Source organism: Nocardia pseudovaccinii NBRC 100343 (assembly GCF_001613225.1).
Classification (GTDB): Bacteria; Actinomycetota; Actinomycetes; order Mycobacteriales; family Mycobacteriaceae; genus Nocardia; species Nocardia pseudovaccinii.
In genome coordinates, this window is record NZ_BDBY01000338.1 from 15,896 (window position 1) to 30,301 (window position 14,406).

The following is a 14,406-nucleotide window of genomic DNA, read 5'->3' on the forward strand; positions in this document are numbered from 1 at the left end:
TCGTCGCAGCGGGAAGGACGCGTCCACGCGCCCGATGATCCAGCCGGTGAACACAGGTTAATTCGCCCGCCCGATCCTGTCACGACAACTGATCACACCTACGTAATATGAGGTGTTTCAATGCTTTTCGTGTCATTGACTCCCGGCGTGCGCGAATGCGTGCTGGTGGTAGGCCAGGCAGGCGGCCGAGGTGTCGTCGGCGGCCAGGAAAAGCACAGTGCGTGCCGCGCCGAGAGCGCCGCTGTCGCGCGCGCTCACATACGCTTGCACCGGGGCCGCGGAGTACGGATTGTCCACCGAGGGATCGACGCCGACGACCGATTCCGGTGTGAATCCGAGCGCCGCCGCCAGGCGGGCACGGAAGGCGAGGGTCCAGGTAGGTGCGAGCAGCACCGCGCGGCCCTCGGCGAAATCGGCGACGTCCAGGCCTTCGGCGGTCAGGCAATCGCGCACGGCCACCGCGGCCAATTCGACCAGATCCTCGGCACCGGCCCGGATGCTCATGGCCGAGCGGCCGTTCGCGCCAGCCTCGCCCATCGCGACCCACGCCGTCGGATCGGCGGGCCCGGCGATGTCGGTGGTGTGCAGTCCACCGAATCCGCCTGCGGTGCCCGATGTTCCGAGCAGGATCGCCGCCGCGCTGGTGCTGTAGGGAAAGCCGTCGACATGACGCTCGGTCGACGGGTGCGCATCACCGGCGACCAGCAGCGCATACGACACATCGCCGCTGACCAGGAAGCATTCGGCGGTCGCGATCGCGTGTAGTAGTCCGGTCCCTCCGTTCATCAGATCGAAGGAGAAGGCAGGCACCCGGCCGGGGGCGTATTCCAGGCCGATGCCGACCCGCTTCTGGATCAGCGCCGATACCGCGGGTTCGGAGATGTTCTGATCGCGGAAGACCCCGGCATTGATCAGCATTCCGACCTGCTGCGGGGCAATGCCCGCCTGTTCGAGGCAGGAGGTGGCCGCGCGCGTCGCCAGTTCGAAATAGCTGCCGGTATCGAGATCGGCATTGATGGCGGCGGCGAGGATGGTGGTCGGCATGGCTCAGGCCTCCAGACGGGAGATGGTGGCGGCGAGGTGTCCGGAGACGATGCCGGATGCCTCCGGAATCATCAGCACCTTGGACCCCTTGGGGATCTTCTGCTGCGCGAGGTGTTCGTGCAGGACCACGAAATGCGAGGTCGACGCGGTATTGCCGAAGTCGTGCAGCACATTCAGGGCTTGGGGCATCGGGGTGCCGAAGTGCTGCTCGGTGAGGTGCGAGATGTACTCGATGGCGGGCGCGCTGAACTGGTGGTGGATCCAGTAGTCGTACTTCTCGCTCTCCCAGGTGCGCCCGGTCTCCTCGAGGAAGCTGGACATGCGGTTGATGGCCTGCAGGTAGCGGCCCTCGTTCTGCATCGCGCGGTTGTCGGTGTACAGCGCGATTCCGGGGGCCTGGTCGCTCGGCATGCCGATGCAGTGTTCGGCGCCGTCGGCGGAGGTCATCAGTTCGACGTAGTGGATTTCGTCGTCATCGTCACCGCGATCGTCGAGCATTACCGCGACCGCCGCATCGCCGACGGTCAGCGCGGCGAACTGCGGGTCGTAGGGCTTGTTGATCTCGCGCGCCGCGGTCTCGGCGATAGGCGTGATCTGTTCGCCGCTGACCACCAGCCCATTGCGGACCACACCCGCCTTGATCATGCGATCCAGCACCAGCACCCCGGTCATCATGCCCGCACAGGCATTCGAGACATCGAAATGCCTGGCCTTCGTCGTGCCGATCTCCTTGCCGAGCATGACCGCGAAAGACGGTGCGTAGCAGAAGATTTCCTTCCCGCGAGTGCGGGTGATGGAGGCGGAGACGACCACATCGATCTCGTCTGGGGCGTAATCGGAGTGCGCCAGGCAGTCCTCGATGGCGCGAAGGGCCAGATCGAAGGAGGATTCGTAGCCCTCGTCGCTGGAGTCGTAGACGCGCCGATTCTTGATACCGGTAATCCGTTCCAGGTCAAGGGATCTCGGCACCGCCAGTCCGGCAATGATCTCCTCGGTGGAACGGACGGTGGATGGTGTGTACGAGCCGATGGACTCGAAACGTGTGCGCAGCATTACCCCTGCTTTCTGTGTCGCATTTGTTCCCTGTGTTGACAGGAGTTTCGACGGCGCTGTCGTCGTGGTCGCCCTATTCGGGGAGCCCGACCAAACTCGCGCTTACCTTGCACAATTGGCGGGCCCGCGCATCGTCGCGGGCCAGCCGCGACGGCTCCCGCTCGCGGGTCTTGCGGAAATAGGCACCGGTCACCTCGGCGACGCTCGGATCCGTCGCGAGGAAGGTGAGCGCCGCGGCGCCCTCGGCCGCGGTGATGAAGAACAGGCGTTTGCTCAGCGCGACGATCGGTTGCCCGAACCAAGGCAGCGAATTCCAGATGCCGGTCGAGACCGCACCGGGATGGAAGGCATTGACCGTCACACCGGTGCCCGCCAGCCGATCGGCCAGTGCGCGGGCGTAGAGCACGTTGGCCAATTTGGACCGGCTGTACGCCTTTTCGCCCGAATAGCCGTCACGGAACCCGAGATCGTCGAAATCGAGAGTCGCGCCGTAATGCATCACCGAGGAGGTGAACAGAATGCGCGCGGGGGCGCTCTGCGCCAGCAGATCGATGAGCAGTTCGGTGAGCAGAAATCCGCCGAGATGGTTGGTCGCGAAGGTCGCCTCGATACCGTCCTCGGTTTCAGTGCGCGTCTGGTGATAGCCGCCCGCGTTATTGGCGAGCACATCGATGCGGTCATAACCGGCTTCGACAGCCTTGGCGAGCTGGCGCACCGACGACTGCGATGCGATATCGCATTCCAGCGTATCGACCGCGCCCGCCCCCGCGGCCAGCACCAATTGCGCACTGTCGGCGAGCTTCTGCGGATTCCGGCCGACCAACACCAGCCGATCGCCCCCTGCGGCGAGCTGTTGCGCGGCTTCGAGACCGATGCCCGAGGTGGCCCCCGTGATCAGGATCGTCTTCATGTTCGATCACCTTGCCATCTTTCGCATGTCCGAAATCCGCTCTGCGGGTTGCTTCGGCGAGTTGCCCGGTGTGTGCGGAACACCTGGTGGCAGCGCATGATCGATTGATCATGCAGATCAGCACGCGCGTGCCCAATTCGGTCCAATGATGCTGCGCCGTAGTTGTAGCCGTTGCGCATGACTGTCGATAGGGGTGGATAGGGGTTCGAAACTGTTGGTGTTTGAGAGTTCATTACGGTCTTTGCTGTCGATGAGTGGCGTAAAGTACCTCCTCATGACGGTCGCGGAGGCGGATTCGGCACGGGCGCAACGGGTTGCGCCCGGTATGGTCTTCCGTGGGCCTCGGATAGCCAGTCTGTGACCGCTACTGCCAGGCAGTTGCGCATGATCGCGGACCCGGTGGTCGTGTCCGGGCCGTCGGGTGTGGCGGTACGCGATCGACTCAAACACCTCACCGAGCAGGACAGTGAGGTCCTGCGGCTGGTCGGACAACACTTGGGGCATTTGGCCTCCGGCGACTTGAAGGCCCGTTGCGCCGATGGGTTCGCCCACGACAACCAGCGGTGGGCGGCCCGCAAACGCGAGATCACCGCCGAGTCGTCGTCGCGGTGGGCAGGTTCCATCACCAAGGCCACCCACGATCAGTGGGCACTGGCGCGCCGCGCCCACTTGGCGCACCTGCAGAACCTGGAACGCGGTGTTGAGACACTGCGGGCACGGCTGGCCTTGCCAGTGGGCGAGCCCGGGCGCGGTGGCGTGCCGGGCGGATACCGGTCGCAGCGGGAATGGTTCGCAAAGTCGCGGCGGCTCGCGCTGCTGGACGCTCGGCTCGCGGTGGTGCGCGCCGACTACGCCGCGGGCCGCGTGCGCGTGGTGCGCGGCGGACGGAAGCTGTTGAACACCCGCCATCACCTGGCCGAGGCCGGGCTGACCGAGCAACAGTGGCGGACGCGATGGGAAGCGGCGCGCTGGTTCCTGACCGCGGATGGCGAATCAGGCAAGAAATACGGCAACGAAACCATCCGCATCACCCCTGACGGGCAGATCAGCCTGAAGCTGCCTGCGCCGCTGGCGGATCTGGCCAACGCCGCCCATGGTCGCTACGTTTTCTCGGCGCGAGTCGGGTTCGCCCATCGGGACGGGGAATGGCGGGAGCGGGTGGCCGCGCATCAGGCGGTGGCCTACCGCATCCACTACGACACCGGCCGTGACCGTTGGTATGTCACCGCGTCCTGGCAACACCCCACCGCACGGGAGGTCGGTCTCGATACGGTGCGCGCCGACGGCGTGGTCGCAGTCGACTTCAACGCCGACCACTTCGCCGGGTACCAGTTGGATCGGCACGGCAACCCGGTCGGTGATCCGCGCCGGTTCGACTTCGACTTGGCCGGTCCTGCCTCCCGCCGTGACGCGCAGTTGCGGCATGCGCTCAATGGGGTCCTGTTGTGGGCGAAACAGGTGGGAGTGTCCGCGGTCGCGGTCGAGGACCTCAACTTCGACGCGGAGAAGACCCGGGAGAAACACGGTCGCCGCAAGGGCTTTCGTCGCCTGTTGTCGGGGCTGCCGACCGGGGTGGTGCGGGCGCGGCTGGTGTCGATGGCCGCCCGTGCCGGGCTCGTGGTGGTCGCGGTCGATCCGGCTTACACCTCCCGGTGGGGCCACCAGCATTGGCGCACACCACTATCCAGTACTAAACGTGTATTGACCCGGCATGATGCGGCCGCAGTCGCGATCGGCCGACGCGCGCTCGGGCATCGGATCCGGCGACGGACGACACCGCCCCGTACCCACCAGAGTGATGGGTACGGGCATCGGACCGTCCAGGCCGGATCCGAGGTCCCCGAGCGTGAGGAAACCCGCCGTCCCGCCACGGATCGTGCACCCGATGCACGCCGCCGGGCAGGAACCGGTACGCGGGGGACCAGTGTGTCCAACACCGTTCGGGACACGCGCAGGAACAGGACGAGAGCCTCTATGCTCACACCTGCACACTGAACAGGGACGGTTATCGATGCATTCCGGGATGCTGGAGTTGGTGCAGTTGCAGGCGCTCGTCGAGGCGGGCGAGATCGACACGGTGCTGGTGGCAATGACCGATATGCAGGGCCGTTTGCAGGGAAAGCGTTGCGCGGCAAGGTTTTTCCTGGACGAGGTGATCGGGCACGCGACCGAGGCGTGCAATTATCTGCTCGCGGTGGACGTCGATATGGCGACGGTCGACGGATACGCGATCTCGTCCTGGGAAACCGGCTACGGCGACTTCGTCCTGCGGCCGGATCTGAGCACCCTGCGGCTGGTGCCGTGGCAGCCGGGTACCGCGCTTGTGCTGTGTGATGTCGAGCATGTGGAACCGGCGCGTCAGCCGGTCACGGTTTCGCCGCGCCAGGTATTGCGCGCGCAATTGGCCCGGCTCGCCGAACGTGGGCTGCACGCCTATGTCGGGACCGAACTCGAGTTCCTGGTCTTCGACGACAGCTACGAGGACGCGTGGAATTCCGGCTATCGCGATCTGCGGCCCGCCAATCAGTACAACGTCGACTATTCGATGCTCGGGACCGCACGCATCGAACCACTGCTGCGTCGCATTCGCAATGAAATGGCCGGTGCGGGTCTGTATGTCGAATCGGCAAAGGGTGAATGCAATCCGGGTCAGCACGAAATCGCGTTCCGCTATGACGAGGCGCTGGTCACCTGCGACAACCACAGCATCTACAAGAACGGCGCCAAGGAGATCGCCGCCCAGGAGGGGCGCAGTCTCAGTTTCATGGCGAAATACAATGAGCGCGAGGGCAATTCGTGCCATATTCACCTAAGCCTGCGTGCCGAATCGGGTGCGGCGGTATTCGCGGGTGACGGCCCGCACGGCACCTCCGCACTCATGCGGCATTTCCTCGCCGGACAACTGGATTGCCTGCGTGAGTTCACCTATCTGCTCGCACCGAATATCAACTCCTACAAGCGATTCGTGTCAGGGAGTTTCGCCCCGACCGCATTGGCCTGGGGACGCGACAACCGGACATGTTCGCTGCGCGTGGTGGGCCAGGATCTGTCCCTGCGGGTGGAGAACCGGATCCCGGGCGGCGATGTGAATCCGTATTTGGCCGTCGCCGCGACCATAGCCGCCGGGTTGCACGGTATCGAGCACGCGCTCCCGCTCGAGCCGGAGTTCCACGGCAATGCCTACCGGTCCCAGCGCCCGCGGGTGCCGCGTACGCTGCGGGAAGCGGCGCAATTGTTCGGCGAGAGCAAGGTGGCACGGACAGCGTTCGGCGACGACGTGGTGGACCATTATCGGAATGCGGCACAGGTCGAGCTGGACGCCTTCGACGCCGCCGTCACCGATTGGGAGCGAATCCGTGGTTTCGAGCGGCTCTGAGCAGATCCGTCCGGTCATCGGCCTGCCGACCTACCTGGAACAGGCCCGATTCGGCGCCTGGGAGGTGCCGAGTGCGGTGCTGCCGCACAACTACCTGCAGTTGGTGGAGCGCGCGGGCGGCATACCGGTGCTGCTGCCGCCCACCGGTGTGGCGCGCGGGGAGCTGGTGGATCGGCTCGACGGGCTGGTGCTGACCGGCGGCGCCGACATCGATCCGGCGCGCTATGGCGCGCCGCCGGATGCGGCCCTCGGCCCACTTCGCGCCGACCGCGACGATTCCGAGTTCGAGCTGTTGGCCCTGGCGCGCGCTGCCGGTTTGCCGATCCTCGCGATCTGTCGTGGCCTGCAACTGGTCAATGTCGCGTTCGGTGGCACCCTGATCCAGCATCTGCCGGATCTGCTCGGCCACGACGACCACTCCGGCACGCCGGGCGGCTTCCACCCCAACCGGGTCACGACCGTGCCGGACAGCCTGGTCGCCACGATCGCCGGACCGGAGGTGAAGGTGAATTGCCACCATCACCAGGCCGTCGCCATCCTGGCCGAGGGCCTGGTCGCGACCGCGCACGCGTCGGACGGCACGATCGAGGCGGCGGAGGCGCCGGACGGTCCGTTCCTGGTGGGTGTGCAGTGGCATCCGGAGGCGGACGCGACCGATACGCGATTGATGCGAGCACTGGTCCAGGCGGCGGTCACCTATCGAAAGGAACGAAATTCGTGACGACAACGCAGGTGGTCAACCCGGCGACGGAGCAGGTCGTCACGACACTCGAACTGGTGAGCGCGGCCGAGACCGATGCGGCCATCGAACGGGCGCAGCGGGCCGGGGCCGATTGGCGCGCGGTCGCGCCGGGGGATCGGGCTCGGTTGTTGCGTCGATTCGCCGAGGCCGTCGACGCGAATCTCGAGCAGCTGGCCCAGCTCGAGGTCGCCAATGCCGGGCACACCATCGGCAATGCGCGCTGGGAGGCGGGCAATGTCCGCGATGTGCTGCATTTCGCCGCCGGGATTCCGGAACGTCTGCTTGGCAACCAGATTCCGGTCGCTGGTGGGGTCGACATCACCTTCCATGAACCGCTCGGCGTGGTCGCAGTGATCGTGCCGTGGAACTTCCCGATGCCGATCGCGGCATGGGGATTCGGGCCCGCGCTGGCCGCCGGGAATACCGTGGTGCTCAAGCCTGCCGAGCTCACGCCGCTCACCGCGATCCGATTGGGTGAGCTCGCGCTCGAAGCCGGTGTGCCGGAAGGGGTTTTCCAGGTTCTGCCCGGCAAGGGTTCGGTGGTGGGGCAGCGGTTCGTGACCCATCCCGCCGTGCGCAAGGTGGTCTTCACCGGGTCCACCGAGGTGGGCAAGGAGATCATGGCTGGATGTGCGCGCCAGGTGAAGCGGGTGACGCTCGAATTGGGCGGTAAGAGCGCGAATATCATTTTCGCCGACGCCGATCTCGAGCGTGCGGCGGCGACGGCGCCCTACGGTGTTTTCGACAACGCCGGACAGGATTGCTGTGCGCGATCGCGAATTCTGGTGCAGCGCAGTGTATTCGACCGGTTCCTGGAATTGCTGGAACCGGCGGTCCGCGGGGTTCGGGTGGGAGATCCCGCGGCGGAGTCCACCGAAATGGGGCCGCTGATTTCGGCCGCGCATCGTGCTCGGGTGGCCTCGTTCGTCGAGCCGTCGACCAAGGTGGCATTCACCGGTACCCAGCCCGACGGACCCGGATTCTGGTATCCGCCAACGGTTGTGCTGCCCGACGCGCCATCGGATCGGGTGCTCACCGAGGAGGTGTTCGGGCCGGTGGTCGCGGTGGTTCCGTTCGAGGACGAGGCCGATGCCGTTCGCATCGCCAATGACACCGAATACGGTCTGTCCGGCTCCATCTGGACCAATGATGTGGGCCGTGCGCTGCGGGTGTCCCGAGGTGTGGAAGCCGGGAATCTGTCGGTGAATTCGCATTCCTCGGTGCGGTATTGGACGCCGTTCGGCGGATTCAAACAATCCGGGCTCGGGCGTGAACTCGGACCCGATGCGGCACTTGCCTTTACCGAGACCAAGAACGTCTTCATCGCTACTTAACCAAGGAGATGTGTTGCAGCGCTTACAGGATCGAGTCGCCGTCGTCACCGGCGGCGGGAGCGGCATCGGCCTGGCCACCGTTCGCCGGTTCGCGGCGGAGGGCGCCAAGGTCGTCGTCGCCGATATCGATGCCGCCGCGGGAGAGGCCGCGGCGGGCGAAGTGGGTGGGGTGTTCGTGAAGGTGGACGTCACCGACGAGGCCCAGGTCGAGGCCATGTTCCAGTCCGCCGTCGACACCTACGGCGGACTCGATATCGCCTTCAACAATGCCGGAATCTCACCGCCGGAAGACGATTCGATTCTGACCACCGGCATCGACGCCTGGCGTCGGGTGCAGGAGGTCAATCTGACCTCGGTGTATCTGTGCAGCAAATACGCCATCAACCACATGCTGGAGCGGGGTAGGGGCTCGGTGATCAATACCGCGTCGTTCGTCGCGGTCATGGGTGCGGCGACCTCGCAGATTTCCTACACCGCATCCAAGGGCGGTGTGCTCGCGATGAGCCGTGAACTCGGAGTGCAGTTCGCGCGCAACGGCATTCGGGTCAACGCGCTGTGTCCCGGACCAGTGAACACGCCGCTGCTGCGGGAACTGTTCGCGAAGGACCCCGAACGCGCCGCGCGCCGCCTGGTGCACATCCCCGTCGGACGCTTCGCCGAGCCGGAGGAAATCGCCGCGGCCGTCGCATTTCTGGCCAGTGACGACTCCTCGTTCATCACCGCATCGCAGTTCCTGGTGGACGGTGGCATCTCCGGCGCATACGTCACACCGTTGTAAAGGTACGGTTGATTCGGGCGGACCGCTGAGCGGCAAGCCAGGATTCGCCATACGTCGCCGATCAGAGGAGGCTCGTGAGATGAGTACGGAAGATGGGCGATCGCCCGGGCTGTTCAGTCACGACGCCCTGACAACCGAGCCGTCCGTCCAAACCGACACCGGCGGTGCCGATTTCCGCCCGGTATTCAGCCGCAGTGACGGCAGCGCACCCGGTTCGTATCCCCAGCCGGATCAAGGAAACTGAGCACGCGTAGCGCCGCATCAGTGCGGCGCTACGCATTGATACCCATGCGATGCGTTTTGTGGCGCGTGTAACACCGAGATGGTGCGGGCCGACTACCACTGCGTCGCCGCTCGGAAAGCGGTGTCGATGCGCCGGGGGTCAGCATTCGGGCTGGGCCCGGATTTGCGACTGTGCGTGCCGAACCATTGCAAGGGGTGTGTGTTGTGACGTCTCCGATATTGGCCAAAGGCCAGAATGTGCCGCTGCCGGATGATGTGATCCACATTGATGTGGTGATCGGGTGGACCGAGTCGGAGATCGAGGTCGACGCTTCCGCACTGCTATTGGGGGCCGACGGAAAGGTCCGCTCCGACGCCGATTTCGTCTTCTACAACCAGCCGGAATCGCCGGACGGTTCGGTGCGGTTCCTGGGGACCAGCGCGACCGCGGAAGGTACGCAGGCCAGGATCGCGATCGACCTGTCGGCGGTACCCGAGCCGGTGCACACGGTCGCACTCGTGGGCAGCGTCGGGGTCGGGACCTTCGGGGATCTCGGCAAATTGGCGCTGCGCGTTGTCGATGCGGCGGGGCATTCGCTGGCGGAGTACACCACCGCCGATGCCACCACGGAATCGGCGTTCGTCTTCGGTGAGGTGTACCGCCGCGGCGGCGCATGGAAGGTGCGGGCTGTCGGTCAGGGCTGGGAGTCCGGACTGGCCGGTCTCGCAACCGATTTCGGTGTGGACGTGGACGACGATGCCGAATCGAGCGACACCCCACCGTCGAGTGGTGAACCGGTAGCACCTGCTGCGGTCGCCACGCCCAATGGGCAGAAGCCTGCGCGGACCCGCGGCGTGCGCACTGCCAAGCGAACCTTGAAGAAGGCCAAGCCGATCGAGTTCGAACTCGCCGAACTCGATAGCTGGCAACCGGCCAGGCTGTTTTCGGTGGTGGTCGGTGGCGGAGACGAACAGGAGCGGCGCGCGACCTCGGCCCTCGTCGCCACGATGCAGGCGGTCCGGCCGTTCGCGCGGGCAGTTTGTGCGCGGATGGGTGCTCCGGCAGGCACTTTCGAGGGGTACGTCGAGGTGCAGTACGAACTCGGCGAATCGAAGGTCATCCCGGACGCGGTTCTGAAGATGTCGCGCGGCAGCCGGGTGTGGACCGCGATGCTCGAGGTGAAGACCGGCAATGGCAAGCTCCGGCGTGATCAGCTCGAGAACTATCTCGATGTGGCGCGCAAGAAGAAGTACGACGCGGTGGTCAGTCTGTCGAACGACGTCCCCGCCGGTCCGGGCGAACTTCCCGTCGAGGTCGATCGTCGCAAGCTCGCAAAGGTCGCACTGCGTCACCTGTCCTGGGCGGAGGTGGCGCACGAGGCGCGAATGTTGCTCTCGCACGGCGGTATCGACGACGGTCTGCAGGCCTGGATCCTCAGCGAGTTCGTGCGCTATCTCGAGCATCCGCGGTCCGGCGTCACCGAGTTCGTGGATATGGGGCGGCACTGGGTTGCCGTTCGCGATGCGGTGACCGCCGGTATCCTGCGCGCGGGCGACCAGAAGGCCGTGACCGTCGCCGATAAGTGGGCGTCGCTGTCGCGCCACCTCGCACTGCGCCTGACCGCCGCGCTCGGCGTGACCGTCAAACACATCCTGCCCCGACGGCACAATTCCGACCCGGCCGCACGCAGCGCCGCCTTCGTCGAGCGACTGGCCGCCGATGGAACATTCGAGGCCGTGCTGCGGATTCCCGATACTGCGGGCGACCTGGTCGTGGTTGCGGACCTGCGCACCAACCGGATCCGCTGCCGCACCACCCTCGATGCGCCGAACGAGGGGACCGCGGGCCGCCGGTTGTCCTGGCTGCTCAGACAACTCGCCGACGCGCCCGGCGACGTCCAAGTCGAAGCGGTGTTCTCGGAGCGGGGCAATGAAGCATGCGAACACCTCGCCCGCGTCCGGGCGGATCCGAAGGTACTAACGGTCGGCCGTACCGGCGCGATCGTATCCTTCTCCCTGGAGCAAGCATTCCCCATGGGCAACCGCCGATCCGGCACCGCGGCGAGCTTCATCGCCAGCGTCACCTCGGCAACCGACACCTTCTACGGATCGGTAGTGCAGCCCCTACGCGGCTGGGTCCCCGCCGCCCCGAAACAATCGGAAACACCGACCGACCCCGCAGACGCATGACAGGTCTCCGATCCGACGATGCCTGATCGGGTGCGGGTGTGGTGTTTGCGGCATGGTGAGTCGGAGAATGTCGCTGCGGGGGTTGCGGGTGCTGTGCCGTGGTCGGCATTGACCGTGGCTGTGGTCGGGCACGTCGCCAGCCTGACCGTGACATTGGCAAGATTGTGCGATCTCGGTGCTCGGGTGTGGGGAACTCCGTTACCGCACGCCGAGCCGTTTCTCGTGGAATGGAATGGCACGACTTGGCGGTGCCAGTGGCCGGTGCCGCTGCGGCCGCAGTGCCTCGATGGCACGTCGATGTCCCTCGCGGCGCGCGGAAAGTGGGCGGCGCGTCCCGACGTCGAAGTGTCCAGGACGGTCTTCAGGGAGTGTGCATCAGCTGACCGGCGAGCGTGAACAGGCGGCGGCCGAGCCGCATGACAGGGAGCCCCAGCGGAATGAGGATCAGCGTCACGCATAGCACCGCGCCGACGAGCCAGACCACGGCCGCGAGGATCCCGACTACCGTGCCGAGCACGGCTGTCACGAGCCCCAACACCACGCCGAGCAGGCCCTTTAGCAATTGCATCATGACCTCCTGCTCCCATTCTGCGCTCTTTCGAGCGCGGTGCCGAGTGCGGGCTGCCGGATCATGTCCGGGCCGTGCTGGGTCTGTTTCGTCCGATATTTGCCGCCGCCGATCGACACGGGAGCGACGGACGAATCAGGGGCGTCCGTCTCGGCCGAATGACACGACGTGGCTTGCAGCTACTGGCTGGCGTTGTGCTGCGTGTGCCTTGGTGTTGACGCGCGGAGCGGACCCGGTTGCCGCAGGCCGGTGAGGGCCCACGTCCGCCTAGGTGGTCGTTGACGGCGTACAGCAGCAGCCAGGCCCACAGCAGGCGCATGGATCGATATGCGTTGGGCCGGTGATTATTCGATGCCGTCGACGGCGATGGCCTGCGCGGTGGTCCTGCCGCGCGTGTTATCCGCCCGAAATCCCGGCGCTGCCGTCGTGTCGAATGCGATGGTAGAACCTGGCGTGGCCCGGATGGGGGTACGCACACGGCCCGTGCGTAGGACGCGTGCCTAGACTGACGGGGGAGAAGGAAGGACCGCTGATGAAGCGAAATCTGAACTGCCCCTGCGGCGAACAGATCGTCGGGACGGATGAGGACGACCTGGTCGAGAAGACCAAGGCGCACCTGGCCGAGAACCACCCGGGGCACGACTATTCCCGGGACGAAATTCTGTTCATAGCGTACTGATCCACCACACCCGGCTTTTCGTCACCGCTTGTGACAAAAAGCCGGGCGAGGTGGGCTATTTGGGGGAGCCGAGGCGCGCGCCGCCGTCCACGCGTACCACCACGCCGGTGGTGAAGGTGTTGTCGGTGAGGAATTCGATGGCCTTGGCGATATCGTCGGCGGTGCCGATCCGGCCGACCGGCGTCTGGGCCGCGATTCCGGTGAACACTTCGTCGCGGGCGTTCTCGGGGAGGAAGCTCCACCATTCGGTGTCGATCACACCGGGGGATACGGCGTTCACACGCACGGGTGCGAGTTCGACCGCGAGCACGGGAACGATGGCTTCGACACCGGCATTGACCGCGGCCAACGCGGCGGTTGTCGGCATGGCGCCGCCCGCGGATGCGGCCGACACCAGCGTGATCGACCCGTCCGGTGCGAGATGCGGCAGCGCCGCCTGGATGGTGGCGACGTGCGGCAGCAGTTTGCCGGAGACATGGGCCTGCAGATGGTCGAGGCCGAGTTCACGGAACGGGGTGGTGCCGGACGGTCCGGTCACGGTGACCACCACATGGTCGACCGGCCCGACCTCCGAAAATAGTTGTGCCAGTTCGTTTTCGGCGCGCGCATCCACGACCTTGCCGGTGACCTGCGGGCCGAGCTCGGCCAGTGCGGCGGCGAGTCGTTCTTCGTTGCGTCCGGCGATGACGACCTCTGCGCCGTTCCCGGCGAGTCGGCGAGCGGTCGCCAGGCCGATTCCAGAGGTTCCGCCAACGATGACGACTTTGTTGTTCACAAGATCCTCCTGAAGTTCGAACCACGATGATTTTCGAACCACCGTGCCTCGTTAATATATTCGAGGCACGGTGTCTTGTAAAGTGACCCGCATGACAGGAACCCGCGGTCGACCCCGCAGCGAGGACGCCAGGCGCGCGATCCTGCACACGGCGCTGGAACTCTGCGAGCGTGACGGCTACCAAGACCTGACCATCAAGGCCATCGCGGACGGGGCGGGCGTCGGGCGGCAGACGGTCTACCGCTGGTGGCCGGACAAGGCCGCGATTCTGATCGAGGCGCTGATCGGTTTGGCCGAAGAGAATGCGGCACTGCGGGTTTCGGACGAATCGGTGGATGTGCTCGTCGCCGTCGAGCGCCTGCTGGCGGCCACTTTCGACCTCGCGCAGAAAGTGACGGGCCAGGCGCTGGTCGGTCTGATGGCGGACGCGCAGCGCGATCCAGCCCTGTCCGAACGATTGCAGGACACCGTGATCGGCCCGCGACGAGCGACACTGCGCGCACTGCTCCAGCGCGGTGTCGACGCCGGAAAACTGACTCCGGCCGTCCCGCTGGATCTCATCGTCGATTTCGTCTTCGGTGCCATGTGGTACCGGCTGCTCAGCCACCACGCGCCGGTGAATGCCGCGCTGGCGAAGGATGTCACGAGCAGCGTCGCGACCATGCTCGCGCCGTGAGATCGCAAACCCGGGCAGTGAATGCCTCGCTCGCGAGGATGAGTGGCGGGTCATTCGTG

Annotated in this window: 14 protein-coding genes; 9 read left to right on the forward strand and 5 right to left on the reverse strand. The window is 65.8% G+C overall.

Features of this window, described 5'->3' with window-relative positions; all coding sequences use genetic code 11:
- Window positions 1-132 precede the first annotated feature (132 nt).
- The 3 genes from NP3_RS37555 to NP3_RS37565 form a co-directional block, all read right to left on the reverse strand.
- Window positions 133-1,044: a beta-ketoacyl-[acyl-carrier-protein] synthase family protein gene (locus NP3_RS37555; protein ID WP_063046475.1), complete on the reverse strand. Its 912-nt coding sequence runs from the start codon at window positions 1,042-1,044 to the stop codon at window positions 133-135.
- 3 nt (window positions 1,045-1,047) lie between these two features.
- Window positions 1,048-2,097: a 3-oxoacyl-ACP synthase III family protein gene (locus NP3_RS37560; protein WP_063046476.1), complete on the reverse strand. Its 1,050-nt coding sequence runs from the start codon at window positions 2,095-2,097 to the stop codon at window positions 1,048-1,050.
- A 73-nt stretch (window positions 2,098-2,170) separates the two neighbouring features.
- Window positions 2,171-3,007: an SDR family oxidoreductase gene (locus NP3_RS37565; RefSeq protein ID WP_063046477.1), complete on the reverse strand. Its 837-nt coding sequence runs from the start codon at window positions 3,005-3,007 to the stop codon at window positions 2,171-2,173.
- Between the two features lie 357 nt (window positions 3,008-3,364).
- On the opposite strand from NP3_RS37565, the gene NP3_RS37570 reads away from it, so the two are divergent.
- From NP3_RS37570 to NP3_RS37595, 7 genes are all read left to right on the forward strand, one after another.
- Window positions 3,365-5,002 (forward strand): hypothetical protein, encoded by a 1,638-nt coding sequence (locus NP3_RS37570; protein WP_218025007.1) that lies wholly within the window; start codon window positions 3,365-3,367, stop codon window positions 5,000-5,002.
- A gap of 16 nt (window positions 5,003-5,018) precedes the next feature.
- Window positions 5,019-6,383, forward strand: a complete 1,365-nt coding sequence (locus NP3_RS37575; RefSeq protein ID WP_084509522.1) for a glutamine synthetase family protein — start codon at window positions 5,019-5,021, stop codon at window positions 6,381-6,383.
- Window positions 6,364-7,104, forward strand: coding sequence for a gamma-glutamyl-gamma-aminobutyrate hydrolase family protein (locus NP3_RS37580; protein WP_063046480.1), 741 nt, complete (start codon window positions 6,364-6,366; stop codon window positions 7,102-7,104). The genes NP3_RS37575 and NP3_RS37580 overlap by 20 nt, the downstream gene beginning before the upstream one ends.
- Window positions 7,101-8,459, forward strand: coding sequence for an aldehyde dehydrogenase family protein (locus tag NP3_RS37585; RefSeq protein ID WP_063046481.1), 1,359 nt, complete (start codon window positions 7,101-7,103; stop codon window positions 8,457-8,459). Before NP3_RS37580 ends, NP3_RS37585 begins: the two co-directional genes overlap by 4 nt.
- The gene (locus NP3_RS37590; RefSeq protein ID WP_218025008.1) at window positions 8,410-9,237 is read left to right on the forward strand and encodes a 3-oxoacyl-ACP reductase; all 828 of its coding nucleotides are present in this window, start codon (window positions 8,410-8,412) and stop codon (window positions 9,235-9,237) included. The genes NP3_RS37585 and NP3_RS37590 overlap by 50 nt, the downstream gene beginning before the upstream one ends.
- Before the next feature lie 79 nt (window positions 9,238-9,316).
- Entirely contained in the window at window positions 9,317-9,481 is a 165-nt protein-coding gene (locus NP3_RS48505; RefSeq protein ID WP_157124815.1) for a hypothetical protein, read from the forward strand.
- Between the two features lie 203 nt (window positions 9,482-9,684).
- Window positions 9,685-11,649 carry a TerD family protein gene (locus tag NP3_RS37595; protein ID WP_063046483.1) on the forward strand — a complete coding sequence of 655 codons (1,965 nt, stop codon included), beginning with the start codon at window positions 9,685-9,687 and terminating at the stop codon, window positions 11,647-11,649.
- A 361-nt stretch (window positions 11,650-12,010) separates the two neighbouring features.
- Here NP3_RS37595 and NP3_RS37600 read toward each other — a convergent pair whose 3' ends face one another.
- Window positions 12,011-12,217: a hypothetical protein gene (locus NP3_RS37600; protein ID WP_063046497.1), complete on the reverse strand. Its 207-nt coding sequence runs from the start codon at window positions 12,215-12,217 to the stop codon at window positions 12,011-12,013.
- A 532-nt stretch (window positions 12,218-12,749) separates the two neighbouring features.
- On the opposite strand from NP3_RS37600, the gene NP3_RS46300 reads away from it, so the two are divergent.
- The gene (locus NP3_RS46300; protein ID WP_063721623.1) at window positions 12,750-12,896 is read left to right on the forward strand and encodes a DUF1059 domain-containing protein; all 147 of its coding nucleotides are present in this window, start codon (window positions 12,750-12,752) and stop codon (window positions 12,894-12,896) included.
- Window positions 12,897-12,951: 55 nt separating this feature from the next.
- On the opposite strand, the gene NP3_RS37605 is transcribed toward NP3_RS46300, so the two are convergent.
- A complete protein-coding gene (locus NP3_RS37605; RefSeq protein WP_063046484.1) occupies window positions 12,952-13,671 on the reverse strand; it encodes an SDR family oxidoreductase in 720 nt (239 codons plus the stop codon).
- A 91-nt stretch (window positions 13,672-13,762) separates the two neighbouring features.
- Between NP3_RS37605 and NP3_RS37610 the strand changes: the two genes are divergently transcribed.
- On the forward strand, window positions 13,763-14,347 hold the full coding sequence (locus NP3_RS37610; protein WP_063046485.1) for a TetR/AcrR family transcriptional regulator: 585 nt from the start codon (window positions 13,763-13,765) through the stop codon (window positions 14,345-14,347).
- Window positions 14,348-14,406: the final 59 nt, after the last annotated feature.

Excerpts from the sequence above, each read along its gene's own strand:
- NP3_RS37575 (WP_084509522.1), top strand. The coding sequence starts at position 5,019 with ATGCATTCCGGGATGCTGGAGTTGGTGCAGTTGCAGGCGCTCGTCGAG.
- NP3_RS37565 (WP_063046477.1), bottom strand. The coding sequence starts at position 3,007 with ATGAAGACGATCCTGATCACGGGGGCCACCTCGGGCATCGGTCTCGAA.
- NP3_RS37555 (WP_063046475.1), bottom strand. The coding sequence starts at position 1,044 with ATGCCGACCACCATCCTCGCCGCCGCCATCAATGCCGATCTCGATACC.
- NP3_RS37600 (WP_063046497.1), bottom strand. The coding sequence starts at position 12,217 with ATGCAATTGCTAAAGGGCCTGCTCGGCGTGGTGTTGGGGCTCGTGACA.
- NP3_RS37560 (WP_063046476.1), bottom strand. The coding sequence starts at position 2,097 with ATGCTGCGCACACGTTTCGAGTCCATCGGCTCGTACACACCATCCACC.
- NP3_RS48505 (WP_157124815.1), top strand. The coding sequence starts at position 9,317 with ATGAGTACGGAAGATGGGCGATCGCCCGGGCTGTTCAGTCACGACGCC.
- NP3_RS46300 (WP_063721623.1), top strand. The coding sequence starts at position 12,750 with ATGAAGCGAAATCTGAACTGCCCCTGCGGCGAACAGATCGTCGGGACG.
- NP3_RS37590 (WP_218025008.1), top strand. The coding sequence starts at position 8,410 with ATGCGGCACTTGCCTTTACCGAGACCAAGAACGTCTTCATCGCTACTT.
- NP3_RS37610 (WP_063046485.1), top strand. The coding sequence starts at position 13,763 with ATGACAGGAACCCGCGGTCGACCCCGCAGCGAGGACGCCAGGCGCGCG.